The sequence below is a fragment of the Rhodococcus sp. NS-SX18 genome, from assembly GCF_057367935.1.
Genome location: NZ_CM170633.1, coordinates 1,909,688 through 1,933,768, shown reverse-complemented (window position 1 = coordinate 1,933,768; position 24,081 = coordinate 1,909,688). Strand labels below are relative to the sequence as shown.

At 70.7% G+C, this 24,081-nt stretch carries 21 protein-coding genes and 1 tRNA gene; 7 read left to right on the top strand and 15 right to left on the bottom strand.

Annotation, left to right across the window (positions count from 1 at the left end):
* Positions 1–16: 16 nt before the first annotated feature.
* Genes thrC through argS form a run of 4 tightly spaced genes read right to left on the bottom strand, consistent with a single transcriptional unit; the run spans position 17 to position 5,500 of the window.
* Positions 17–1,111, bottom strand: coding sequence for a threonine synthase (gene thrC, locus AC2IPW_RS09065; RefSeq protein ID WP_003935243.1), 1,095 nt, complete (start codon positions 1,109–1,111; stop codon positions 17–19).
* Positions 1,108–2,418 carry a homoserine dehydrogenase gene (locus AC2IPW_RS09060; RefSeq protein ID WP_054373249.1) on the bottom strand — a complete coding sequence of 437 codons (1,311 nt, stop codon included), beginning with the start codon at positions 2,416–2,418 and terminating at the stop codon, positions 1,108–1,110. Before AC2IPW_RS09060 ends, thrC begins: the two co-directional genes overlap by 4 nt.
* A gap of 11 nt (positions 2,419–2,429) precedes the next feature.
* Positions 2,430–3,851, bottom strand: coding sequence for a diaminopimelate decarboxylase (gene lysA, locus AC2IPW_RS09055; protein ID WP_003935241.1), 1,422 nt, complete (start codon positions 3,849–3,851; stop codon positions 2,430–2,432).
* Positions 3,848–5,500 (bottom strand): arginine--tRNA ligase, encoded by a 1,653-nt coding sequence (gene argS / locus AC2IPW_RS09050; RefSeq protein ID WP_486376731.1) that lies wholly within the window; start codon positions 5,498–5,500, stop codon positions 3,848–3,850. Before argS ends, lysA begins: the two co-directional genes overlap by 4 nt.
* 180 nt (positions 5,501–5,680) lie before the next feature.
* Between argS and AC2IPW_RS09045 the strand changes: the two genes are divergently transcribed.
* Positions 5,681–6,514, top strand: coding sequence for a thioredoxin-like domain-containing protein (locus AC2IPW_RS09045; RefSeq protein WP_486376730.1), 834 nt, complete (start codon positions 5,681–5,683; stop codon positions 6,512–6,514).
* A gap of 1 nt (position 6,515) precedes the next feature.
* A complete protein-coding gene (locus tag AC2IPW_RS09040; RefSeq protein WP_486376729.1) occupies positions 6,516–7,220 on the top strand; it encodes a DUF305 domain-containing protein in 705 nt (234 codons plus the stop codon).
* 55 nt (positions 7,221–7,275) lie between these two features.
* On the opposite strand, the gene AC2IPW_RS09035 is transcribed toward AC2IPW_RS09040, so the two are convergent.
* Positions 7,276–9,666: a phosphoketolase family protein gene (locus AC2IPW_RS09035; RefSeq protein ID WP_054373234.1), complete on the bottom strand. Its 2,391-nt coding sequence runs from the start codon at positions 9,664–9,666 to the stop codon at positions 7,276–7,278.
* Between the two features lie 240 nt (positions 9,667–9,906).
* On the opposite strand from AC2IPW_RS09035, the gene AC2IPW_RS09030 reads away from it, so the two are divergent.
* A tRNA-Arg gene (locus AC2IPW_RS09030) sits at positions 9,907–9,982 on the top strand.
* Between the two features lie 148 nt (positions 9,983–10,130).
* On the opposite strand, the gene AC2IPW_RS09025 is transcribed toward AC2IPW_RS09030, so the two are convergent.
* From AC2IPW_RS09025 to AC2IPW_RS08995, 7 genes are all read right to left on the bottom strand, one after another.
* The gene (locus tag AC2IPW_RS09025) at positions 10,131–11,300 is read right to left on the bottom strand and encodes an MFS transporter (protein WP_486376728.1); all 1,170 of its coding nucleotides are present in this window, start codon (positions 11,298–11,300) and stop codon (positions 10,131–10,133) included.
* A 150-nt stretch (positions 11,301–11,450) separates the two neighbouring features.
* Complete coding sequence (locus tag AC2IPW_RS09020; RefSeq protein WP_003935235.1) at positions 11,451–11,831, bottom strand: limonene-1,2-epoxide hydrolase family protein; 381 nt, start codon at positions 11,829–11,831, stop codon at positions 11,451–11,453.
* A gap of 13 nt (positions 11,832–11,844) precedes the next feature.
* Positions 11,845–12,840 carry an MBL fold metallo-hydrolase gene (locus tag AC2IPW_RS09015; protein ID WP_486376727.1) on the bottom strand — a complete coding sequence of 332 codons (996 nt, stop codon included), beginning with the start codon at positions 12,838–12,840 and terminating at the stop codon, positions 11,845–11,847.
* Positions 12,841–12,891: 51 nt separating this feature from the next.
* Positions 12,892–14,007: a 3'(2'),5'-bisphosphate nucleotidase CysQ gene (locus AC2IPW_RS09010; protein WP_486376726.1), complete on the bottom strand. Its 1,116-nt coding sequence runs from the start codon at positions 14,005–14,007 to the stop codon at positions 12,892–12,894.
* Positions 14,004–15,839, bottom strand: coding sequence for an adenylyl-sulfate kinase (cysC, locus tag AC2IPW_RS09005; protein WP_486376725.1), 1,836 nt, complete (start codon positions 15,837–15,839; stop codon positions 14,004–14,006). Before cysC ends, AC2IPW_RS09010 begins: the two co-directional genes overlap by 4 nt.
* Positions 15,839–16,756, bottom strand: coding sequence for a sulfate adenylyltransferase subunit CysD (cysD, locus tag AC2IPW_RS09000; RefSeq protein WP_450120754.1), 918 nt, complete (start codon positions 16,754–16,756; stop codon positions 15,839–15,841). The genes cysC and cysD overlap by 1 nt, the downstream gene beginning before the upstream one ends.
* A 179-nt stretch (positions 16,757–16,935) precedes the next feature.
* Positions 16,936–17,850, bottom strand: coding sequence for an IclR family transcriptional regulator (locus tag AC2IPW_RS08995; RefSeq protein WP_486376724.1), 915 nt, complete (start codon positions 17,848–17,850; stop codon positions 16,936–16,938).
* A gap of 83 nt (positions 17,851–17,933) precedes the next feature.
* Here AC2IPW_RS08995 and AC2IPW_RS08990 point away from each other — a divergent pair, with 83 nt between their 5' ends.
* The 3 genes from AC2IPW_RS08990 (at position 17,934) to AC2IPW_RS08980 (ending at position 21,107) form a co-directional block, all read left to right on the top strand.
* Positions 17,934–19,100, top strand: a complete 1,167-nt coding sequence (locus tag AC2IPW_RS08990; protein ID WP_486376723.1) for a hypothetical protein — start codon at positions 17,934–17,936, stop codon at positions 19,098–19,100.
* Positions 19,097–19,897, top strand: coding sequence for an SDR family oxidoreductase (locus tag AC2IPW_RS08985; RefSeq protein ID WP_003935228.1), 801 nt, complete (start codon positions 19,097–19,099; stop codon positions 19,895–19,897). The genes AC2IPW_RS08990 and AC2IPW_RS08985 overlap by 4 nt, the downstream gene beginning before the upstream one ends.
* A 61-nt stretch (positions 19,898–19,958) precedes the next feature.
* Positions 19,959–21,107, top strand: a complete 1,149-nt coding sequence (locus tag AC2IPW_RS08980) for a sulfotransferase family protein (protein WP_003935227.1) — start codon at positions 19,959–19,961, stop codon at positions 21,105–21,107.
* Here the strand turns inward: AC2IPW_RS08980 and AC2IPW_RS08975 are convergent.
* Positions 21,092–21,637, bottom strand: a complete 546-nt coding sequence (locus AC2IPW_RS08975; protein ID WP_040781461.1) for an arsenate reductase/protein-tyrosine-phosphatase family protein — start codon at positions 21,635–21,637, stop codon at positions 21,092–21,094. The genes AC2IPW_RS08980 and AC2IPW_RS08975 overlap by 16 nt on opposite strands.
* 176 nt (positions 21,638–21,813) lie before the next feature.
* Here AC2IPW_RS08975 and AC2IPW_RS08970 point away from each other — a divergent pair, with 176 nt between their 5' ends.
* Positions 21,814–22,341 (top strand): MarR family winged helix-turn-helix transcriptional regulator, encoded by a 528-nt coding sequence (locus AC2IPW_RS08970; protein ID WP_003935225.1) that lies wholly within the window; start codon positions 21,814–21,816, stop codon positions 22,339–22,341.
* A gap of 57 nt (positions 22,342–22,398) precedes the next feature.
* Here AC2IPW_RS08970 and AC2IPW_RS08965 read toward each other — a convergent pair whose 3' ends face one another.
* Together AC2IPW_RS08965 and mmsB are read right to left on the bottom strand one after the other, a co-directional pair.
* Positions 22,399–23,175, bottom strand: coding sequence for an enoyl-CoA hydratase (locus AC2IPW_RS08965; RefSeq protein ID WP_003935224.1), 777 nt, complete (start codon positions 23,173–23,175; stop codon positions 22,399–22,401).
* Positions 23,172–24,080, bottom strand: a complete 909-nt coding sequence (mmsB, locus tag AC2IPW_RS08960; protein WP_416063268.1) for a 3-hydroxyisobutyrate dehydrogenase — start codon at positions 24,078–24,080, stop codon at positions 23,172–23,174. Before mmsB ends, AC2IPW_RS08965 begins: the two co-directional genes overlap by 4 nt.
* Between the last annotated feature and the right edge of the window lies 1 nt (position 24,081).

Sequence of the window (24,081 nt, the reverse complement as noted above, 5' to 3'; positions counted from 1 at the left end):
GAGGGCGCGGCCGTCACTAGGCCAGCTCGAGCGCTGCGGCCACCGCGACCGGGTCGACCGGGATCGGCTCCACCTGGGGCATCCCGAGCAGTGCCGTGTCGGGATCCTTCAGACCGTTGCCGGTGACGGTGCACACGACCTTCAACCCGGAATCGAGCCAGCCCTCCTTGCGGGCGGCGAGCAGACCGGCGATCGAGGCGGCGGACGCCGGTTCGACGAACACACCCTCGGTGGCGGCGACGAGCCGGTACGCCTCGAGGATCTCCTCGTCGGTGGCCGCCCGGAACGCGCCCCCGGACTCCTCCTTGGCGGTCACGGCGCCGTGCCACGACGCCGGGGCGCCGATCCGGATGGCGGTGGCGATCGTCTCCGGGTCCTTGACGGGGGCACCGTGCACCAGCGGCGCCGCGCCCGCAGCCTGGACACCGAGCATGCGGGGCTTGCGGGTGGTCAGACCGTCCGCGAAGTATTCCGTGTAGCCGCGCCAGTAGGCGGTGATGTTGCCGGCGTTGCCGACCGGCAGCACGTGCACATCGGGCGCGTCGCCGAGCGCGTCGGCGATCTCGAACGCCGCGGTCTTCTGGCCCTCGATGCGCACGGGGTTGACGGAGTTCACCAGGCCGATCGTGGGGAACTCGGCGGTGGTCTTGCGGGCGAGCTCGAGGCAGTCGTCGAAGTTGCCCTGGACCTGGATGATCTTCGCGCCGTACATGACCGCCTGGGCCAGCTTGCCCATCGCGATCTTGCCGTCCGGGACCAGCACCGCGCAGCCCATGCCGGCCTTGACGGCGTATGCGGCCGCGGACGCGGAGGTGTTGCCGGTGGAGGCACACAGCACAGCCTGCTGGCCACGGGCGAGGGCGTCGGTGACGGCCATCGTCATGCCGCGGTCCTTGAACGAACCGGTCGGGTTCAGGCCCTCGACCTTCAGGTGGACCTCGCAGCCGGTCAGCTCCGACAGGTGTGCGGCCGGCAGCAGCGGGGTGCCGCCCTCGCGGAGGGTGACGGTCTTCCAGTTGTCACCGATCGGGAGCCGGTCGCGGTACGCCTCGATCAGACCCGGCCACGGGGTGTGCACGGGGGTGGCGGTGTTCTTCTCGGGCGCGCTCATTCGGCGGATCCCTCCAGTCTCAGGACGCTGGTCACAGCGATCACGGATTCGAGTTGGTCGAGCGCTGCGACGGTGTCCGACAGCGCCTTGTCGGTCGCGCAGTGCGTCAGCACCACGAGGCGGGCGCCCTCACCGGCGCCCTCCTGGCGCACGGCGGCGATGCTCACGTCCCGCTTGGCGAACTCGGCGGCCACCGCCGAGAGCACACCCGCCCGGTCCGCGACCTGCAGGTTGACGTAGTAGCGGGTGACGATGTCGCTCATCGGGGCGATCTCGAGGTCCGCGTACCGTGATTCCCGCGGCCCCCGGCCCCCGTGCACCCGGTTGCGGGCAGCCATCACCAGGTCGCCCATCACGGCGGACGCGGTGGGCGAGCCGCCGGCTCCCTGGCCGTAGAACATCAGGCGTCCCGACGCCTCGGCCTCGACGACGACCGCGTTGAAGGCGCCGTTGACGGCGGCGAGGGGATGCTCACGCGGCACCAGCGCCGGGTAGACGCGCGCCGAGACCCGGTCCCGGCCGTCGGTGGTGATCCGCTCGCAGATGGCCAGCAGCTTGACGGTGCAGTTCAGTGCCCGCGCGGTGGTCAGGTCGGCGGCGGTGATCTTCGAGATGCCCTCGCGGTAGACGTCACCGGCGGTGACGCGGGTGTGGAACGCGATCGAGGCCAGGATCGCGGCCTTGGATGCGGCGTCGAAGCCCTCCACGTCCGCGGTGGGGTCGGCCTCGGCGTATCCGAGCCGGACCGCCTCGGCGAGCGTCTCGGCGTAGTCGGCGCCGGTCTCGTCCATGGCCGAGAGGATGTAGTTGGTGGTGCCGTTGACGATGCCGAGGACCCGGTTCACCTTGTCACCGGCCAGCGACTGGGTGAGGGGCCGGATTACGGGGATGGCGCCCGCGACGGCCGCCTCGAAGTACAGGTCCACGCGCTTGGCCTCGGCGGCCTCGGCGAGTTCGCCGGTGTACTCCGCGAGCAGCGCCTTGTTGGCGGTGACCACGGACTTGCCCGAGTCGAGAGCCGCGCGCACGAGCTTGCGCGGCAGCTCGATGCCGCCGATGACCTCCACGACGATGTCCACGTCGTCGCGGGTGATCAGGCCCTCGGCGTCCGTGGTGAGCAGGTCCTGTGGGATGCCGCGGTCGTCGCGGACGGTGCGCACGGCCACCCCGCGCAGCTCGAGCGGCGCACCGATGCGCGCCTCGAGATCGGTGGCATCGTCGCGAATGATGCGCACGACCTCGGCTCCGACGGTGCCGTGCCCGAGCACAGCCACACCGATCGGGCGCTGCCCCGGTTCGCTGGTCACCGCTTCGGTCGTCACTCCGTAACCTCCAAGCTGAGCAGATCTTCCACGGTTTCCCGACGCAGGACGACGCGGGCGGCGCCGTCCTTGACCGCCACGACGGCGGGACGGGGCAGCAGGTTGTACCTGCTGGACATCGAGTAGCAGTATGCACCGGTCGCGGCGACGGCCAACAGGTCGCCGGCTTCGAGGTCGGCGGGCATCCAGGCATCGCGGATGACGATGTCGCCGCTCTCACAGTGCTTGCCGACGACGCGGGACACGACCGGTTCGGCGTCGCCGGCCCGCGACACCAGGCGGGTCTCGTACTCGGCCTGGTACAGCGAGGTGCGGATGTTGTCGCTCATGCCGCCGTCGACGCTGATGTATCGGCGCATCTGGTGTGCGCCCACCGCGACGTCCTTGATGGTGCCCACCTCGTAGAGGGTCACGGTGCCGGGGCCGGCGATGGCGCGGCCGGGCTCGACCGCGAGGGTCGGTTCGGGCAGACCGGCGAGGGTGGACTCGGTCTGCACGATGTGCCGCAGCTTGGCGGCGAGTTCCTCCACGGGCGGCGGGTCGTCACTGGGCACGTAGGAGATGCCGAGGCCGCCGCCGAGGTCGACGATGTTCATCTGCGCGGTCTTGTCGACGCCGAATTCGTCGACGACGTCGCGCAGCAGGCCGATGACCCGGTGCGCCGCGAGCTCGAATCCGTCGACGTCGAAGATCTGCGAGCCGATGTGGCTGTGCAGGCCGACCAGGCGCAGGTGATCGCTCGCGAACACCTTGCGGACGGCGGCCATGGCCACCCCGCCGGCCAGCGACAGGCCGAACTTCTGGTCCTCGTGCGCGGTGGAGATGAACTCGTGGGTGTGCGCCTCGACGCCGACGGTGACGCGGATCAGCACGTCCTGCACGACGTCGAGTTCGCCGGCGACCGCGTCGAGCAGGTCGATCTCCGACATGGAGTCCAGCACGATGTGCCCGACGCCCGCGGCGACGGCGGTCCGCAGCTCGGCCACGGACTTGTTGTTGCCGTGCATGGCGATCTTCCCGGCGGGGAACCCGGAACGCAGCGCGACGGCGAGCTCACCGCCGGTCGAGACGTCGAGGGACAGGCCCTCCTGGTCGACCCAGCGCGCAATCTCGGTGCACAGGAACGCCTTCGACGCGTAGTGGACCTTCGCGCCCGGCCCGAACGCGGCCGCGATCTCCCGGCATCGAGAGCGGAAGTCGTCCTCGTCGACGACGAAGAGCGGGGTGCCGTACCGCTCGGCGAGTTCGGTGACGGGCACACCGGCGATCGTCACGACGCCGTCGTCGCCGCGCCGGGCGTTGCGTGGCCACACGTTCGGGTGCAGCAGGTTCAGTTCGGCGGCGTTCGCCGGCCGCTCGGTCAGGCCCGGTGCGTGCGGGATCTCGGCGTGCCGGGGACCGGCGGGGTGCGCGTTCACATCCGCTCCGGGGCGCTGACGCCGAGCAGTCCGAGTCCGTTGGCGAGGACCTGGCGGGTCGCCGCGCACAGCGCGAGCCGCGCCGTGTGCAGCGGTCCCGGCTCCTCGTCGCCCTGCGGCAGGATGCGGCACGAGTCGTAGAAGCGGTGGTAGGCGCCGGCGAGTTCCTCGAGGTACCGCGCGACGCGGTGCGGTTCCCGCAGTTCGGCGGCCTTGGCGAGGATGCGCGGGTACTCGCCGATCGTGCGGATCAGCTCACCCTCGCGCTCGTGGTCGAGCAGCGACAGGTCGGCGCCCTCGGAGCCGAGACCGAGCTCCGCGGCGCCGCGCCCGATGGACGAGAGCCGGGCGTGCGCGTACTGGACGTAGTAGACCGGGTTCTCGTTGGTGGTGCTGGCCCACAGCTCGAGGTCGATGTCGATGCTCTGATCCACCGACGACCGCACCAGCGCGTAGCGAGCCGCGTCGACGCCGATCGCCTCGACGAGGTCGTCGAGGGTGATGACCGTGCCGGCGCGTTTGCTCATCTTCACGGCGACGCCGCCGCGCACGAGGTTGACCATCTGCCCGATCATCACCTCGACGGTGTCCGGGTCGTCACCGAACGCGGCGGCGGCGGCCTTGAGGCGGCCGATGTAGCCGTGGTGGTCCGCGCCGAGCATGTAGATGCACAGGTCGAAGCCGCGCGACCGCTTGTCCTGGAAGTAGGCGATGTCCCCGGCGATGTAGGCGGCGTTGCCGTCGCTCTTGATGACGACGCGGTCCTTGTCGTCACCGAAGTCGGTGCTCTTGAGCCACCAGGCGCCGTCCTGGTGGTAGAGGCTCCCCGAGGTCTTGAGCGTCTCGACGGCCTTCTCCACGGCGCCCGACTCGAACAGGGAGTTCTCGTGGAAGTACACGTCGAAGTCGACACCGAACTCGTGCAGGGTGCGCTTGATGTGGGCGAACATCAGGTCCACGCCGATCGAGCGGAACACCTCGTGCCGTTCGGCCTCGGGCAGCGCGAGCGCGTCCGGGCGCTGCTGCAGCACGGCCTGCGCGATGTCGACGATGTACGCGCCGGCGTAACCGTCCTCCGGCGCGGGCTGCCCCTGCGCCGCGGCGACGAGCGAGCGGGTGAACCGGTCGATCTGGGCGCCGTGGTCGTTGAAGTAGTACTCCCGGGTGACGTCGCCGCCCTGGGTGGTGAGGATCCGGCCGAGCGCGTCCCCGACCGCGGCCCAGCGGGTGCCGCCGAGGTGGATCGGGCCCGTGGGGTTCGCGGAGACGAACTCGAGGTTGATGCGGGTTCCGGCCAGCGTGTCCGCGTTGCCGTACGCGGCCGCCTGGGTGAGCACCTGGGCGACGATCGCGCCCTGGGCATCGGCGGCGAGACGGATGTTCAGGAAGCCCGGTCCGGCCACCTCGGCCGACTCGATGCCGTCGGCGGCGGTGAGGGCCTCGGCCAGCCAGCCCGCGAGTTCGCGCGGGTTGACGCCGGCCTTCTTCGCGACCTGCATCGCGACGTTGGTCGCGTAGTCGCCGTGCTCCGGGTTGCGGGGCCGCTCGACCGTCAGGGTCTCGGGCAGGACGGACACGTCGAGGTCACGCTCGGCGAGCACCCTCGCAGCGGTTCCGTGGAGCAGTTCGGCAAGGTCGGCAGGAGTCACGGGTCTCTATCCTATTGGCTCCGCCTTCCCTGCCGTGACGCCGGTCCGGCCTGTTGCCGCGGTCACCGCCCGGCCGCCGCGGGGACGTCCGTGCACCGTCCGCCCGTAGAGTTGACAGAGCACGCGCGGACCGAGCGTCGTGCGCCCCCTGTTGTCCATCCGTCGAAAGAGCACCCAACGATGCCCAGCGGTTCGGTAAGTGGCGGTTCCGGCAAGAAGTCCGGTGCCAAGTCTGCGAAGGCGATCAAGGCCGCCCAGAAGAAGAGCGGCGGTCGCGGTCTGCCCAAGCAGCGGCAGATCCCGTGGCTTCTGATCGGTGGCGTGGTCGCGGTGGTCGCGCTGGTCGCGGTGATCGCCGCCAGCATCATCCCGAAGTACCAGGATTCCCAGGCGCTGGCGGCGTGGACGCCGTCCGAGTCGAATCAGGATCCGTCGACCGCGATCGAGGGGGTCGTGACGGTCGACTACCCCGCCGGTCAGCACATCGGGTCCACGCAGCGCGTGGCGTACGACCAGAGCCCGCCGTTCGGTGGGCCGCACGACGCGATCTGGGCCACGTGCACCGGCACCGTGTACCCCGAGGCGATCCGCACCGAGAACGCCGTGCACTCTCTCGAGCACGGCGCGGTATGGATCACCTACAACCCCGACCTGGTCGATCAGGCCGGCGTCGATGCGCTCGCGGCGAAGGTGGACGGCAAGTCCTACCTGATGATGTCGCCCTACCCGGGGCTCGACTCCCCGATCGCCCTGCAGTCGTGGGGGCATCAGCTGAAGGTGGACTCCGCCGACGACGAGCGAATCGATCACTTCATCGCGTCGCTGCGGCTCAACCGCTACACCTACCCGGAGGTCGGCGCGAGCTGCTCCACCCTGCCCGGCTCGTTCGACCCGAGCAATCCCCCGCCGTTCGATCCCGCCGCGCCGGGTCCGGACGCGGTGCCGATGAACGGCGGCACGGTGGACGGCACCGAGCAGGTGCCGGCCGACATGCAGGCCCCGGCGGGGAGCTGACATGACGGACGGCACCGTCACGGGCGGCACGGGCCGGCGCACGACCGGCCTGGTCCTGGGCCTGGTCGCGGCGGTCGCGATCGGGTTCCTGCTCGGATTCCTCGCACGTATCCCGCTGGAGGACTCCCAGCCGGCGGCACCGGACGCCGGCTCCGTGGACGTCGGGTTCGCGCAGGACATGACCGTCCATCACAACCAGGCCATCGAGATGTCCGCTGTGGCGCTGACGACGTCGGACGACCAGCGGGTACGCAACCTGGCGTACGACATCCTCACCACCCAGCAGAACCAGGTCGGCCAGATGCAGGGCTGGCTGTCGCTGTGGGGGCAGCCGCTGCTGCCTGCCGGGGACTACATGACGTGGATGACCGAGGACTCCGGCCACGGCCACGGCGACGCGAGCCACGCGAGCGGCGATGGGCACACGGCCGGGGCAGGGACCGCCCGGATGCCCGGTATGGCGACGTCCGAGGACCTGGCGAACCTGCGCGGCGCCACCGGCCCGGAACTCGACGTGCTGTTCCTGCAGTTGATGCTGCGCCACCACGAGGGCGGGCTGCCGATGATGGAGTACGGCGCGCAGTACGCGGGCCAGCCGGCGGTGCGAACCCTGGCGCAGACGATGGTCGACACCCAGACCAGCGAGTCGGAGCTCATGACGGCGATGCTCGCGGAGCGCGGTGCGCAACCGCTGCCCATGAACTGACAGTGCGGACCCGCACGACGGGGGACGGCCCATCCGGGTCGTCCCCCGTCCGCGTCTACCGTCCGGACCGGCCCCACTCCCAGTCGCGGATGTCGGGCATGTCCTCACCGTGGGTGCGGATGTACTGGTGATGCTCGACGAGCCGGTTCTTCAGGTACTCGCGCGCATACGCGGAGATCGGATGCAGGCGCGGCACCCGGTCGACGACGTCCATGGCGAGATCGAACCGGTCGATCTGGTTGAGCACGCACATGTCGAACGGTGTGGTGGTGGTGCCCTCCTCCTTGTACCCGCGCACGTGGATGTTGTCGTGGTTGGTACGCCGGTAGGTCAGTCGGTGGATCAGCCACGGGTAGCCGTGGTACGCGAAGATCACCGGCTTGTCGGTGGTGAACAGCGAGTCGAATTCGCGGTCGGACAGCCCGTGCGGGTGTTCGGTGTGATCCTGCAGCCGCATCAGGTCGACGACGTTCACGACGCGGATCCTCAGATCGGGGAACCACTCGAGCAGGATCTCGACGGCGGCGAGGGTTTCCATGGTGGGCACGTCGCCCGCGCAGCCGAGCACCACGTCGGGTTCGGCCCCCTGGTCGGTGCCGGCCCAGTCCCAGATCCCGATTCCCTTGGTGCAATGCACGATTGCCGCGTCCATGTCGAGGTACTGCAGCTGCGGTTGCTTGCCGGCGACGATCACGTTGACGTACTGCCGGGTGCGCAGGCAGTGATCGGCCACCGACAGCAGGGTGTTCGCGTCCGGCGGCAGGTACACGCGGATCACGTCGGCCTTCTTGTTGACGACATGGTCGATGAAGCCCGGGTCCTGGTGCGAGAAGCCGTTGTGGTCCTGCCGCCACACGTGCGAGGTGAGCAGGTAGTTCAGCGACGGGATCGGCCGGCGCCAGTCGATGCCGTTGGTGGTGCGCAGCCACTTGGCGTGCTGGTTGAACATCGAGTCGACGATGTGGACGAAGGCCTCGTAGCAGGAGAAGAAGCCGTGCCGGCCGGTCAGCAGATAGCCCTCGAGCCAGCCCTGGCAGGTGTGCTCGGAGAGAATCTCCATCACCCGTCCGTCGGGGGCCAGACGGTCGTCGTCGGGCAGGATGCGGGCGTTCCAGGTGCGTGCGGTGGCCTCGAGGACCGGACCGAGCCGGTTGGAGTTGTTCTCGTCCGGGGAGAACACGCGGAAGGTGCTCGTGTTCTCGCGCATGACGTCGCGCAGGAAGGTGCCGAGCACGCGGGTCGATTCGACGCTGCCGGTGCCGGGCGCCTCGACCGGCACGGCGTAGTCGCGGAAGTCCGGCAACGCCAGGTCTCGTACGAGCGGTCCGCCGTTGGCATGGGGGTTGGCGCTCATCCGCCGCTCGCCCGCCGGGTGCAGGTCGCGGATCGCGGGCACGGGGGCACCGTGGTCGTCGAACAGTTCCTCGGGCCGGTAACTGCGCAGCCACTCCTCGAGAATCTTGCGGTGGCTGTCGTCGTCGCGGGCATTGGCGAAGGGCACCTGGTGCGAGCGCCAGTACCCTTCGACCGGGAGACCGTCGACCTCCTTCGGTCCGGTCCAGCCCTTCGGGGAACGCAGCACGATCATCGGCCAGCGCGGTCGCTCGGTGACCCCGTCGTGGCGGGCGCGGCGCCGGATCTCGAGGATCGCATCGAGGCAGTGGTCCAGGGCCGCCGCGAACGCCTGGTGCATGCGCTCGGGATCGGAGCCCTCGACGAATACCGGATCGTGGCCGTAGCCGCGGAGCAGGTGCTCGAGTTCCTCGTGTTCGATGCGGGCGAGGACGGTCGGATTGGCGATCTTGTACCCGTTCAGGTGCAGGATCGGCAGCACGGCGCCGTCCCGGCGCGGGTCGACGAACTTGGTGGAGTGCCAGCTGGCGGCCAGCGGCCCGGTCTCGGCCTCGCCGTCGCCCACCACGGCAGCGACGATCAGGTCCGGGTTGTCGAACGCGGCCCCGTAGGCGTGCGACAGGGCGTACCCGAGCTCGCCGCCCTCGTGGATGGATCCGGGTGTCTCGGGAGCGACGTGGCTGGGGATCCCCCCGGGGAACGAGAACTGGGTGAACAGGCGCGCCATGCCGTCCGCGTCCCGGGAGATGTCCGGATAGATCTCGCTGTAGGTGCCCTCGAGCCAGGCCGCGGCGACGGGCCCGGGACCGCCGTGCCCGGGACCCATCACGTACATCATGTCCAGCTCGCGGGCGGCGATCGCGCGGTTGAGGTGGGCATAGACGAAGTTCAGCCCCGGGGTGGTGCCCCAGTGTCCGAGCAGCCGGGGCTTGATGTGCTCGGGACGCAACGGCTCGCGCAGCAGGGGGTTGCCCATGAGGTAGATCTGCCCCACCGACAGGTAGTTCGCGGCTCGCCACCAGGTGTCGAGCGCGGCGAGCTCCTCGCGGCTCAGCGGTCCGGTGCGGGTTGCCGTGTCGGGTCCTGCGTCCACGTACGGTCCTCTCCTGCAGGTGTGCGTCCGGTTTCGTGTTCGAGCCTGCCCCGCGCGGGTGGCCCACGCCGGCCGTTCCGGGAAACACTCGCCGAAGAGTTCCTCCCGGACGGCGCATCCGTGCCTGCCGGATACCCGAGGAGCGCCGGAGAAACCCCCTCCGACCAGGCGATGTGGCGTATCGCCGACAATGCGCTACGCTAACTCCCGCCCCACCGAGCAACCGGTGGAGTCCGGAACGCCCTCGTAGCTCAGGGGATAGAGCGCTTGCCTCCGGAGCAAGAAGTCGCAGGTTCGAATCCTGCCGAGGGCACCACGGGAACGGCCCCGCGTCGCAGTGCGACGCGGGGCCGTTCCCGTTCTGCGGCCCGAACCTGGCGCAGGACGTTGAGACCAGGTGTTGTGAAACGCGGACTCGTCACGAAGCAGGATATGCGCATCGGCCACGCCCAGGGATTCTGTGTTCATCGTCCGATGTCACCGACTGCCACCCCTTGTGAGAACCCGTACAGCATCAGCGCCACCGCGCCGAGCAGTGACACCGCCGCGGTGACGACGAGCAGCGACCCCAGACCGAGGGCGGGTATCACGGCACCGGCGAGAGCCGGTGCTGCGACCGAGCTGAGGGCTCCCACGACCAGGCAGGCTGTGAACGCCGCACCCGCGCGCTCGGGTACCAGTTCGGCGGTCCAGACCGCGAGCACCGCGGATCCTGTCATGTACCCCATGCCGAAGATGCACGCCGAGGCTGCGGTCGCGGCCACGGAGCCACTGGACAGCCCGAGCAGCCCCAGCGCCGCACCGACCGTTGCGAGGCACAGCGCGGCGACCCGGACGCTTCCCAGTCGCTGCGCGAGGGTTCCGGTCGCCACCCCCACCATGCCGGTGAGACCGACGGCCGCGTAAAGAGCCGGGACGGCCGCCGCCGGGAGGGTGCCGCTGTCCAGGACGTCGGCGGCATAGGTGAAGTAGACGACCACGACCGCGAAGTAGACAACTGAGTAGGCTGCCGGGGCCCGCAGCGCTGCCACCAGCGAGGAGGCTCCGGGTCGTGCCTCCGGGTGCGGGGCCGGCCTGGTCCGCGGCACCAGGCGCAGGTTCACGAGTGCGGCGGCCACGGCGGCGAGGGCGATTCCGGCCCAGACCAGGCGCCACGAGCCCACCGCGGCCAGGACGGCCAGCGCGCCCAGCAGTACCAGTCCGCCGCTGGTGCCGGTGGTGATGATCGCCAACGCTCGGGGCTGCTGCCGCGAGGGCACCGATCGGGTCACGATGTCGGAGTAGGGCGCCCAGACCCAGCCACCGGCGCTGCCGGCCAGGACGACACCGACGGCGAGCAGCCCCGGGGACTGCGCGAAAGTCACGATCACCGCCCCCGCGGCGCCGCAGGCCCCGCCCACTGTCGTCGGCGCGCGCGACCCATGGCGAGCGGCGAGCCGTCCGGCAAGCAACAGGCCGGCCAGGTAGCCCGCAAACGTTGCGCTGGCGACGAGGCCGAGCACCAGCTCGGAGAGCCGCAGGTCTTCCCGGATGTCGGGCAGTGTCAGGCCGTAGGCGTAGCGGGCCATGCCGAAGGCGACTCCGACCACCGCAGCTCCGGCCAGGCCGATCCGCCCGCCTGCGGAGAGGGTCATGAATGAATTCCCCTCACGCCGTGGGCCCCGCTACGTCACGGACCCCGGCCCGACTCCCGGGAGCATCGACTCTCACTGCGTGCATGCACCGACCCTCCCACGGCCGGATCAATCTCGGTCACCTGCGGCCGACGACCGCGAGACCGGGCATCAGTCCGCCGGATCCTGCTGGGCGGCCGCGGTGATCGGCGCCATGTCGAAATAGTCACGCCAGCCGGCGATCCTGCCGTCGACGACCTCGAAAGCCCCCATCACCGGCAGTTCGACGGTCCGTCCCCCGAGCGTGAACACGTCGACCCGCTCGTTGAGCACCACGCCGCCGTGGACGGCCTGGTGCCGGATGCGGAAATCGATGCCGCCGAACGAGGCGACGAACCCGGCGATGAACTCCTCGATCGCCGCGCGCCCACGCACCGGTTCCATCGGAATGTTGTGGTAGACGGCGTCGTCGGTGAAGTAGGACGCGAGCACGGCCGGGTCGGGATCGGCCCAGCGGCGGCAGAATTCGGTGACGAGCTCGTCGGGGGTCATGCGGTTCCTTCCGTCAGGCCCGGGCGAAGCGCGCCGGGTCGGTGCCCGGGACCCGGCGCGCGCGGCCTCTCTCGATGAGGTGCCGCACGTGCGCCGAGGCCTCGGACAGCGCCATCTGCTTGCCCGTGGGCGGAGTCTGGTCCCAGGGGCGGTACCACGTCATACGCTCGGCAGCCTGCCACAGCGTCAGCTCCTCGTCGCCGAAGGCGGCGTACAGATCGTCGAGGCGTCGTTCGTGATGCTCGACGAGGGCACCGGTGCGGGCCGCGAGGTCGTCGATCGGCTGCCGGTGCGCGGGCAGGGTGCGCCGGGCCGGGAGCGTGCCGACGGCACGCAGCGAGTCGATGAACTCGCCGAGGGCGTCGCGTTCGGCAAGCGGGAAGTCGAAGTCGCCCACGTGCGGGGTCGTGGTGGCCAGGACGTGGTCGCCGCTGAAGAGGATGTCGTGTTCCTCCAGGTAGAAGCAGGCGTGGCCGGGCGTGTGCCCGGGGGTGAACACCGTGCGCAGGGTGCGGCCGGCGAGCGCGATCCGCTCGTCGGTGGCGAGCTTGCGGTCGGGATGAACGTCCGGCTTGCCGGTCGCGCGTTCCCCACTCGCCCGCTCGAGATAGCTAACGATCTGGTCGTCGGGAGCCCCGGCGCGGCGCCACTGCTCGGCCTCCCACTCGGCGTTGCCGTCGCCGGAGGTCATGAGCTCGAGCTGACCGAAGTCGTCCTCGTGCATGCCGACCCAGCAGCCCGACGCCTCCCGGATCCGGCCGGTCAGCCCGACGTGGTCGGGATGGAAGTGCGTGACGACCACTCCCTCGACGTCCGCGACGGAGGCACCGACGGAAGCGAGGCCGTCCTGCAGCGCGGTCCAGGATGTGTCGTCGTTCCAGCCGACGTCGACGAGGACCAGTCCGCGCGGCGACTCCATCGCGTACACCTGGGTGTCGCCGACCGGCAGGTCGCCGACCGGGACAGGGATGCGGAAGATGCCGTCGCCGATGTCGCAGGCGTGGTCCATGGGTCCTCCAGGCACTAGATCGTTAGCTCGTCTATGAACACAAACAGTAAACTATTTGGGTTCGTGCGGCTCGATGATCGCCACGATCGAGCGGATCTCGCCCGCGGGGATGGCGAAGTGCTCGGTGACCGCCACGGTGAGGACGGTGTCCCCGGCGTCGAGATCGAGCAGGAACCGCGCGACGACGTTGTCGTCCCATTCGCGGAACGTCAGCTCCCGCACCCGCCGGATCGGGCGGTACTCGGGGCCGTGCTCGAGCCGGTCCCGGATCTCGACGCCGCTGTCCCCGGTGCGCACGCCGTTCTCGACCCGCCACGCGTCAGCCGCGAGCCGGACATGCGACGCGTCGTGACTGACGAGGGAACGGATGTAGGAGCGGGCCATCGCGACGCGTGCGCTGTCGGTGGGGGCGCCGGCATGCTCGGCGATCGAGGCCATCAGGGCCGGGGCCCAGTCCGGTCGGCAGATCACCAGATCCGGCAGGTAGGGGTGGGGGCGGTTGTACTCGAGTTCGCTGCCGTCGATGCGGGCGCAGTACAGCCCCGCCGCCTGCGCGACCCCCACCGGCGCCGCGGAGTCCCACTCCCACTGCCCGCCGGCGTGCACGTACGCGTCGACGTCGCCGCGCACCACGGCCATGGCCTTGGCCCCGGCGGAACCCATCCGCACCACGTCGGCGCCGAGGGCGCGGGCGACGTCCGCGACGAACACCGGCGGCCGGCTCCCGCTGACGACGATGCGGGGCCGTCGGCCGGCCAGCGGCCGCAGTTCGGCACGCCCGACGTCCGCGGTGCCGTAGACGGCGCCCACGGCCGGCTGCGCGACGGCGGCGGCGGTGATACCGCGGCCGGCCTCCCACAGGGCGATGTGCACGGCCCAGTCCTCGTGGTCCGGCATGCCGTACTCCTTGGATCCGTCGAGCGGGTCGACGATCCACACCCGCTTCGCGTGCACCCGCGCCGGGTCGTCGGCGGATTCCTCCGAGAGCACCGCGTCGGCAGGGCGGTCGGCGGCGAGCCGCCCGAGGATGAAGGCGTCGGCGGCACGGTCGCCGTGGCGGCCGAGTTCGCGACCGGTGAGCGCGTCGGCCTCGGCCGCGCGGACGGTCAGCAACAGTTCTCCTGCAGCGGTGGCGATCTCGGCGGCGAGGGCGGCGTCATCGGTCATGGGGCCAACAATTCCATGATCAGTCCGGCCTGCGCGACCGGATCGCCGTCCTGGGGCCGCAGCACCAGTTCGGGGCCGGTAGGTGGCTCGTAGGGGTCGTCGATGCCGGTGAATCCGGTGATCTCCCCGGCTCGGGCCCGCGCATACATGCCCTTCGGATCGCGGGCCTCGCAGTCGGCGAGCGGGGTGTCGACGAACACCTCGAGGAAGGGCAGCCCGGCCTGCCGGTGCTGTTCGCGGATCCGGTCCCGGTCGGACCGGTACGGGCTGATGAGCGCGCAGATCGTCACCAGACCCGCGTCGGCCATCAGCTGCGCCACCGCACCCACCCGACGGACGTTCTCCGCGCGGTCCTGCGGCCCGAAACCGAGGTCGGAGTTGAGGCCGTGCCGCAGGTTGTCCCCGTCGAGCCGGTAGGCCGGCACGCCGGCCGCGAGCAGACGCCGCTCGAGCGCCGCGGCGACGCTGGACTTGCCCGACGCCGACAGGCCGGTCAGCCACACCGTCGCTCCCCGCGAGAGGCGTTCGGCGCGGGTCGCCTCCGCCGCGTGCCACACGACGGGGGCGGCGGCGAGGGTGGGGCCGGTGATCATCCCGGCGGCGACGGTGCTGCCGGTCGCGTCGTCGACGAGTACGAAGCTGCCGGTGGTCCGGTTGCGCCGGTAGGGGTCGAACAGCACGGGACGGCGGGTCCGAAGCTGCACTCGCCCGATCTCGTTGAGGGTCAACGACCGTGCCGCCCCGTCTCGGTGCAGGGTGGTCACGTCGAGCCGGTAGTCGAGCCGGACCACCTGGGCGGCGGTGGCGTTGGTGGTGTGCAGCAGGGTGTAGGTGGCGTCGGGCACGAGACCCGGGCCCTCGGCGAGCCAGCACACCATCGCGTCCAGCTCGTGCCCGACGAGCGGCCGGTTCCCGGGGCGGCACAGCATGTCGCCGCGTCCCACGTCGAGGTCGTCCTCGAGCTCGAGGCACACGGCGCTGCCCGCGAAGGCACTCGGCACCGGGTCGCCGCCCGGGCCGTGGACGGCGCGCACCCGCGTGCCGTAGCCCGACGGCAGCACCAGCACCTCGTCGCCAGGAGCGAAGACCCCGCTCGCGACGGTGCCCGCGTAACCGCGGAAGTCGCGGTGCTCGCCGTGCCCGGGACGGATCACGTACTGGACGGGAAAGCGCGCGTCGATGAGGTTGCGGTCGGAGTCGACGTGCACCTGCTCGAGACGGTGCAGCAGCGAGGCCCCCTCGTACCAGGTCATCGCGGTGGTGCGGTCGACGACGTTGTCGCCGAGCAGCGCCGAGACCGGCACGAACGTCAGGTCGTGGATGTCGAGTTTGGCTGCGAACGTGGAGAATTCGGCGCAGATCTCGTCGAAGCGCTGCTGCGACCAGTCGACCAGGTCCATCTTGTTGACGCACAGCACGAGATGGGGGACGCCGAGCAGGCTGGCGAGGAACGCGTGCCTGCGGGTCTGCTCGACGACGCCCTTGCGGGCGTCGACGAGGATGAGGGCGAGGTCGGCCGTCGAGGCGCCGGTGACCATGTTCCGGGTGTACTGCTCGTGGCCGGGAGTGTCGGCGACGACGAAGGCGCGGTGCGGGGTGCAGAAGTAGCGGTGGGCGACGTCGATGGTGATGCCCTGTTCCCGCTCCGCCCGCAGCCCGTCGGTGAGCAGCGCCAGGTCGGGGGTGTCCATGCCGCGCTCGCGGCTGGTGCGGGCGACGGCGTCGAGCTGATCCTCGGGCACGGCCTTGCAGTCGTGTAGCAGCCGGCCGATCAGTGTGGACTTGCCGTCGTCGACGCTGCCGGCGGTGGCGATGCGCAGCAACCGGGTCATCAGAAGTAGCCCTCCTTCTTGCGGTCTTCCATCCCGGCCTCGGAGATCCGGTCGTCGGCGCGGGTGGCGCCGCGCTCGGTGACGCGGCTGACCGCGACCTCGGCGACCACCTCGTCGGGGGTGGCGGCAGTGGATTCGACGCAGCCCGTGCACGTCGCGTCGCCGACCGTGCGGAACCGCACCATCGCCTCGCGCGGCTCGTCGCCCGGCAGGAGCGTGAGGAACTCGTTGAGCGCCAGCAGCATTCCGTCGCGCTCGACGACGGGCCGTCGATGGGCGTAGTAGAGCGGCGGCAGCTCGACGTGTTCGTCGCGGATGTAGTTCCAGATATCGAGCTCGGTCCAGTTGGACAGCGGGAACACGCGGATGTGCTCGCCGCGGCGGTGCCGGCCGTTGTACAGCTGCCACAGTTCGGGGCGCTGCGCCTTCGGGTCCCACTGACCGAATTTGTCGCGGAAGGAGAACACGCGCTCCTTGGCGCGGGCCTTCTCCTCGTCGCGCCGGGCACCGCCGAACACCGCGTCGAAACCGCCTTCGCGGAGGGCACGCAGCAGCGTCCGGGTCTGCAGCCGGTTGCGGCTCGCATGCGGACCGACGTCCTCGACGACCCGGCCGGCGTCGATGTCGTCCTGCACCGACGCGACCAGCAGCCGCACCCTGCGGCGGGCCACCTCGGCGTCGCGGTAGGCGAGGACCTCGGGGAAGTTGTGGCCGGTGTCGATGTGCAGCACCGGGAACGGGATCGGCGCCGGCCAGAATGCCTTGGCTGCCACGTGCAGCATGACCGCGGAGTCCTTGCCGCCGGAGAAGAGCAGCACGGGACGCTCGAAGGTGGCCGCCACCTCCCGGAAGATGTGCACGGACTCGGCCTCGAGGGCGCGCTGCAGGGGCAGTTCGTACGACGGCGTGAGGGTCATCGCGGCTCCAGCTCACGAGCGTCGGTCCAAATATGTACCGACTCGGTCGAAAGGTTCGCCCCGAACGATAGAACGAGTTTCAGTTCCGGGTCAACGCCCCCGCCCAGCGGCTACGCCGCCGGTGCGTCCTTTGGGCGGCGGGGGCAGCCCGAACGACGCACCGGTGCAGGCCTCGGCTGTCATCGGGTCGGGCGACGCCCGCCGAGCTCGCGCGTGACGGCTTCGGCGGTGTCCACGAGTGCGGCCCCGCGCCGTGCGATCTCCCGATTGGTCAACGTCGTGCCCACGTGGAGCGTGAGCACCACCGATTGGCGCCCGTCCGCGTCGTGGACGGGGGCGGCGAGCAGGTTCACCGGGTGCTCGGCGTCGTCCGGTTCCGCCCCGGTCAGCAACACGCGCTCCCCCAGGCTGGAGACCATCTCCCCCAGCAGTTCGCGCAGCTCCGCCGGGAGGTCGTGCGCCGCCACCCCCGCCATCAGCGCATGCAACCGCCGCCCACCGGCGGTGAGCGACTCGACCAGGTACCCCGCGGCGCGGCACTCGGCGACCACGTCGCGCAGGCGCTCCCGGTCCAGCCGCACCGGCAGCGTCGGCTCGCGCGCCAGCCACTGCTCGAGCCGCTCGTCGGAGTCCCACAGCACGTACATCAGCCCCACCGGCGGCGCGAACGGGTACACCTCCCCCACCCTCGCCCCGGCGCCGGCCGGATCGGGCCCGGCGACGTCGAGGACCGCGATGCGGTCGCCCACGACGGCCGACGCGGCGCAGGTGGCGCCGAACTCGGCGCCGAGCGCGGCCAGGTGCCGGTGGGTGACAGGGCCGACGGCGAAGCCGCGCTGCGCGGCCCGGCCCGCGACGATCAGCGCGGGACCGAGCCCGTACGACCGGTCGGCGGGATGACGCATCAGGTAGCCGGCGTCGGTCAGCGCGGTCAGGATTCCCAGGCACGTCGGTTTGCTCATGCCCAGCCGGCGCGCCAGCTCGGAGAGCCCGAACCGGGCCTCCGGGTGTGCGACCAGGTGGTCGAGGACCTGCACGACCCGCTCGGTCGGTGGCGAACGCCGAGCGGACGACGGCGCGGCGGCCTCGGTCATTGACGCCTCCTTGGAACACGTTCTATCGTCGCTGCACCAGGAGCCTACCGCACCGGTACATATTTGAACCGCAAGGAGATCGTGTGCTCACCGATCCGCTCACGTCCGCCATCACCGAGGCCGAAAAGCTCGTCGCGACGGCGCCGCACATCCGTACCGAGCAGGACCTGATCGAGGGGTACCGCTACCTCGCCGGCGGGATCGCCGCCTGCGTGCACTCCGCGTGGGCGGTCGAAGCGCCCCATCCCACGTTCGTCACCGGCACCGGCCCCTACACGAAGATGGGGCTCGACAACCCCGACACCCTCTACTGGGGTGCGCGTATCCGCGACGACGCCGAGTACGTCGTCACCGGTCGCCGCGGCACGACGTGCGACCTGAGCTTCCAGGTGCTCGCCGGCAACTACACCGACGCCCAGGTGCCCGGCAATGTCACCGCGTTCGACGACCGCGAGCTGCACGTCGCCGACGACGGCACCTTCGAGGTCCGGTTCGGCCCCGGACCCGCAGACCCCGGGAACAACTACTTCACCCTCACCCCCGGTTCGTCGCAGCTCGTCGTCCGGGAGGTCTACAGCGACTGGTCCCAGCGGCGCGGCACCCTGCGCATCGACCGGCTCGATGCGCTCGGAACCCCGCCCCCGGAACCGACCCACGACGATGCCGCCGCCCGCTACCGGCGCGCCGGGAAAGCGCTGGTGTCGCGGGTGCAGACGTGGCTGCAGTTCCCGCAGTGGTTCTACCTCGACCTGCCGGTCAACACGGTCACCGCTCCGCGGCCGACGCCCGGCGGCCTGGCCACGCAGTACTCGTCCGTCGGGCACTTCGAACTGGGCGACGACGAGGCGATGATCCTCACCGTGCCCGCCTCCGATGCGCCCTACCAGGGCTTCCAGCTGGGCAGCCTCTGGTACATCTCCCTCGACTACGTCCACCACCAGACCTCGCTGAACAATGCACAGGCCCAGGTGGATCCGGACGGGATGATCCGCATGGTCGTCTCTGCCCGCGATCCCGGCATCGCCAACTGGGTCGAGACCCTGGGCCGCAGCCACGGCTTCCTGCAGTTCCGCTGGCAGCGGCTCGCCCGCGAACTCACGGTCGCGGACGGCCCGACCGCCGAGGTGCTCCCGTTCGACGACGTGCCCGCGGCACTTCCGTTCCTCGACCGCAACCGCGTCACGCCCGAGCAGTGGGCCACGCGGATCGCCGCCCGTCAGACCGCGATCGCCGACCGGATGCTCGGGTGAGCGCCGTGACCACCCCGAGCCCCCTGCTCACCGGACAGGTCGTCGTGGTCAGCGGTGTCGGGCCAGGGCTCGGCCGCACCCTCGCCCTGCGGTGTGCCGAGCACGGCGCCGACGTCGTGCTCGCCGCCCGCACCGCCGCCCGCCTCGAGGACGTCGCGGCCGAGGTCACCGCCCGAGGCCGGCGCGCGGTTTCGGTCCCGACCGACATCACCGACACCGACTCCGCATCCCGGCTCGTCGAGACGGCCCTCCGCGAGTTCGGCCGGGTCGACACCCTGGTCAACAACGCGTTCTCGGTGCCCTCGATGAAACCGTTGGCGCGCACCGACTTCCAGCAGATCCGCGACAGCGTGGAATTGACCGTCCTCGGCGCACTGCGCCTGACGCAGTTGTTCACCGAAGCCCTGACCGCGACGAAGGGCTCGGTGGTGAACATCAATTCGATGGTGCTGCGGCATTCGCAGGAACGCTACGGCAGCTACAAGCTGGCCAAGTCGGCCCTGCTGGCGGTGTCGCAGTCCCTCGCCACCGAACTGGGCCCCCAGGGCATCCGCGTCAATTCCGTTGCCCCCGGCTACATCTGGGGTGAGACCCTGAAGGGGTACTTCGAGCACCAGGCGGACAAGTACGGCACCACCGTCGAGCAGATCTACCAGCACACCGCGGCCGGCACCGATCTCAAGCGCCTGCCCACCACCGAGGAGGTGGCCGACACCGTGATCTTCCTCGCCTCCCCACTGGCCCGGGCCGTCACCGGCCAGTGCCTGGACGTCAACTGCGGCGAATACCACCACTGAACAGCCGTGCGTGGTTTCGGTAGCCACTGCTACCGAAACCACGCACGGGGATCGGAGATCCATGACCGAACGCACCAGCGTCGGCACCGTCGAGGACCTGCACGCCTCCGCGTCCCGGCTGACCGGCCTGACCGACTTCGGCGACGACGACTACACCGAGGCCCTCGGTGTCCTGCTCGACTCGTACGCGCGCGACGAGCAGCTCACCCCGCTGGGCAGCAAGATGTCGCGGGTGTTCCTGCGCGGCGCCCTCGTCGCCCGACTGCTGAGCGAGGCGGCCTGGCGTGAGCACCCCGAGCACGCCGACGTGACGATCGAACGCCCGATCTTCGTGACCGGACTGCCCCGCACCGGCACCACCGCACTGCACCGCCTGCTCACCGCCGACCCCGCCCACCAGGGACTCGAGATGTGGCTGACGGAGATGCCGCAGCCCCGGCCGCCGCGCGAGACCTGGCCGCAGAACCCGGCGTTCGCCGCGCTCGAGGCGGGCTTCGCCCGGCACCACATCGAGCACCCCGAGTTCATGGGCGTGCACTACATGTCCGCGGGCGAGGTCGAGGAGTGCTGGCAGCTGCTGCGGCAGTCCTTCCGGTCGGTGTCGTACGAATGCCTCGCGCATCTGCCTACCTACTCGCAGTGGCTCGCACAGCAGGACTGGACCGGCGCGTACGCCCGGCACCGCAGGAACCTGCAGCTGATCGGGCTGCCGGACACCGGCAAGCGCTGGGTCCTGAAGAACCCGAGCCACCTGTTCGCCCTCGACGAACTGCTCACGGTCTACCCGGACGCGCTGATCGTCGTCACCCACCGCGACCCGCGCACCGTGATCCCGTCGGTGTGCAGCCTGGCCGCGCACGCCACCGACGGCTGGTCGCACACCTTCCGCGGCGAGAACATCGGGCGCAGCCAGCTCGAGCTGTGGGCGCGCGGGTTCGACACCTTCGAGGCGGCCCGGCGCCGGCACGACCCGGACCGGTTCGTCGACGTGGACTACCGCGACTTCGTCGCCGATCCCCTCGGCACGGTGGGCGCGGTCTACGACCGGTTCGGCATCCGGCTCACGACCGCCGCCGAAGAGGCGATGGCCGCGCTGCACGCCGAGAGCCGCAGCGGGGATCGCCGGCCGGCGCACCGCTACCGGCTCGAGGACTTCGGGCTGAGCGCCGCCGAGGTGGACGAGCGATTCGGGGACTACGCCCACCGCTGACCCGCGGCGACCGCCGCGCCGGCGAGGACGTCGAGCAACGGGAACAGCGCGGCGGCCACGAGATCCCCGGTCTCGACGAACACCTGCGCGGACAGTCCGATCGGGTCGGGGATGTTCGGGGTCCGGGCCGCGCCGCTCGGATCTCGGCAGGCATCGAGCCGGGCGACCGTCGCCGCGCCGGTGACAGTCGCGATGCGGTGCGCCTCGGTGAGGGTGAACGACTTCGCCGCGGCCCCGGCGACCAGACCGGATACGCGGTCGCGCTGTTCCTCGCTCATGGTCAGGACCAGGTCGGCGCCGTCGACCATCGCCGCGGTCACCCGGCGGGCGCGGAAATCGCTCGCATCCGCGCCGAGTCCGGCGATGACCGCGGCCGCCCGGGGTTCGACGGGATATCCGACGAGCGCCCGGGTACCCGCGCTCTCGGCGGTCAGGTCGGCCCACCCGGACTCGCACGCGTACGCCCGCGTCAGCCGCTCCGCGATCACGGACCGGCAGACGTTGCCGCTGCAGACGAACAGGATGTGCACGCGCGCACTGTAGCCGTCGCGAATCGAGCGGCGGGCAGACACATTTGGATGTCGTCGCGGGTTCACGCGACGTTGTCCCGGCCGTTGCGTGTCGTTCACCCCGGCGCCCGGTCCCGCAGGGGACGGAAGCTGTGTCCGCGTCACCTCGACGCGGCACCACGTGGGATGATCGACGTATGCCCGCACCCCTACCGCTCGATCCGATCGCCGAGGCCCACCGCCAGTGGACGGCCCACGGCTGGGGCGAGGTCGCGGACGGCATGGCCGCGGTGACCTCGGTGATGCGCGCGCAGCAGATCATGATGGCGCGGGTCGAGGAGGTCCTCAAACCGTTCGGGCTCACATTCGCCCGATACGAACTGCTGACGCTGCTGCATTTCACCCGGACGGGGGCGCTGCCGATGGCGAAGGCCAGCGCCCGCCTGCAGGTCCACCCGACCAGCGTCACGAACGCCGTGGACCGGCTCGAGGCCGCCGGTCTGGTGCGCCGCACCCCGCACCCGAGCGACCGTCGCGCGACGTTGGTGGAACTGACCGACGAGGGACGAGCGCTGGCCGTCGCGACCACCGAGAAGCTCAACGCCGAGGTGTTCGCCCGCCCCGGCGTGCCCGACGATCAGCTCGAGACGCTGCTGCGCATCCTGGCGGGCCTGCGCCACGATGCCGGCGACTTCGACACCGGAGGCGAGCCCACCCGCTGGTGAAACACTCCGGGGCCGTTCCGCACGAGTGCGGAACGGCCCCGGTGTGTTTCACCACGATCAAGCGTGCTCGAACTTCGGCGCGCGCTTCTCGACGAACGCGGCCATGCCTTCCTTCTGGTCGGCGGTGGCGAACGTCGAGTGGAACACCCGCCGCTCGAACTTCACGCCCTCGGCGAGGGTGGTCTCGAAGGACCGGTTCACCGCTTCCTTGGCCATCATCGCGACGGGCAGCGACATCGACGCGATCGTGGTCGCCGCCTCGAGCGCCACGTCGAACAGGTCCGCGGCCGGCACGACGCGCGAGACCAGGCCCGCACGCTCGGCCTCCTCGGCGTCCATGTTCCGCCCGGTCAGGCACATGTCCATCGCCTTGGCCTTGCCCACGGCGCGGGTGAGCCGCTGCGAGCCGCCGATGCCGGGGATGACACCCAGCTTGATCTCGGGCTGGCCGAACTTGGCGGTGTCCGAGGCGATGATGAAGTCGCACAGCATCGCCAGCTCGCAGCCGCCGCCGAGCGCGTACCCGGAGACGGCGGCGACGATCGGCTTGCGGGCCGCGGAGAGCCGATCCCACTGGGAGAACAGGTCTTCCGCGTACACCTCGGAGAACGTCTTGGGCGCCATCTCTTTGATGTCGGCACCCGCGGCGAACGCCTTCTCGGAGCCGGTGAGCAGGATGGCACCGATGCCGGTGTCGGCCTCGAGTTCCTCGACGGCCGCCACCACCTCGCGCATCAGCTGGCTGTTGAGGGCGTTGAGCGCCTTGGGCCGGTTGAGCGTGATGATGCCGACGCGGTCCTTGCGGTCGAGCAGGATCGTCTCGAAGTCCGTCACTGGTTTTCCTGTTCTGTCGAGCGGTTGCGGATCTCGGTGATGATGGCCGAGAAGTCCAGTCCGCCGCCACCCGAGGTGTTGAACCGGTGGTAGATCTCCGCCGCCCGCAGCCCCAGCTCGGCGTCGACGCCGTTGGCGCGCAACGCGTTCGCGGCCAGCCCGAGGTCCTTGTCCATGAGCGCGGCGGCGAATCCGGGCTGGTAGTCGTTGTTGGCGGGAGTGGTGGGCACCGGGCCGGGCACCGGGCAGTTGCTGGTCAGCGCCCAGCACTGGCCGGAGGCGTTGGACGCGACGTCGAACAGGGCCTGGTTGGTCAGGCCGAGCTTCTCACCGAGGACGAAGGCCTCGCTGATCGCGATCATCGACACACCGAGGATCATGTTGTTGCAGATCTTGGCGGCCTGGCCGACGCCGGAACCGCCGCAGTGTACGACCTTGCGGCCCATGACCTCGAGCAGCGGCTTCGCAGCCTCGAAGTCCTCTTCCGACCCGCCGACCATGAAGGCCAGCGTGCCGGCAGCGGCGCCCGCGACGCCGCCGGAGACGGGCGCATCGATCGCGCGGTGCCCGGCCTGCACAGCCTTCTCGTGGGCGGCGCGGGCGTCGGCGACGTCGATGGTGGAACTGTCGACGAACAGGGTGTTCGGCCGGGCGGCCGCCAGGACCTCGTCGTAGAGCTTCAGCACGAGGCCACCGTTGGGCAGCATGGTGATCACGACGTCGGCGTCGCGGACGGCGTCGGTCGCGGACTCGGCAATCGTCAGGCCGTCGGCGCGGCCCTGTTCCTGGGCCGCGGGCACCGGATCGAAGCCGGTGACCGGGTAACCGGCCTTGACCAGGTTCGCGGCCATCGGTCCGCCCATGTGACCGAGACCGAGGAAGGCGACGTTCGGCAGTGTGCTCATG

Excerpts from the sequence above, each read along its gene's own strand:
- AC2IPW_RS09025 (WP_486376728.1), bottom strand. The coding sequence starts at position 11,300 with ATGACCCTCTCCGCAGGCGGGCGGATCGGCCTGGCCGGAGCTGCGGTG.
- AC2IPW_RS08995 (WP_486376724.1), bottom strand. The coding sequence starts at position 17,850 with ATGACCGAGGCCGCCGCGCCGTCGTCCGCTCGGCGTTCGCCACCGACC.
- AC2IPW_RS08980 (WP_003935227.1), top strand. The coding sequence starts at position 19,959 with ATGACCGAACGCACCAGCGTCGGCACCGTCGAGGACCTGCACGCCTCC.
- AC2IPW_RS09015 (WP_486376727.1), bottom strand. The coding sequence starts at position 12,840 with ATGGACCACGCCTGCGACATCGGCGACGGCATCTTCCGCATCCCTGTC.
- AC2IPW_RS09040 (WP_486376729.1), top strand. The coding sequence starts at position 6,516 with ATGACGGACGGCACCGTCACGGGCGGCACGGGCCGGCGCACGACCGGC.
- mmsB (WP_416063268.1), bottom strand. The coding sequence starts at position 24,080 with ATGAGCACACTGCCGAACGTCGCCTTCCTCGGTCTCGGTCACATGGGC.
- AC2IPW_RS09020 (WP_003935235.1), bottom strand. The coding sequence starts at position 11,831 with ATGACCCCCGACGAGCTCGTCACCGAATTCTGCCGCCGCTGGGCCGAT.
- AC2IPW_RS09045 (WP_486376730.1), top strand. The coding sequence starts at position 5,681 with ATGCCCAGCGGTTCGGTAAGTGGCGGTTCCGGCAAGAAGTCCGGTGCC.
- thrC (WP_003935243.1), bottom strand. The coding sequence starts at position 1,111 with ATGAGCGCGCCCGAGAAGAACACCGCCACCCCCGTGCACACCCCGTGG.
- cysC (WP_486376725.1), bottom strand. The coding sequence starts at position 15,839 with ATGACCCGGTTGCTGCGCATCGCCACCGCCGGCAGCGTCGACGACGGC.
- AC2IPW_RS09010 (WP_486376726.1), bottom strand. The coding sequence starts at position 14,007 with ATGACCGATGACGCCGCCCTCGCCGCCGAGATCGCCACCGCTGCAGGA.
- AC2IPW_RS08970 (WP_003935225.1), top strand. The coding sequence starts at position 21,814 with ATGCCCGCACCCCTACCGCTCGATCCGATCGCCGAGGCCCACCGCCAG.
- cysD (WP_450120754.1), bottom strand. The coding sequence starts at position 16,756 with ATGACCCTCACGCCGTCGTACGAACTGCCCCTGCAGCGCGCCCTCGAG.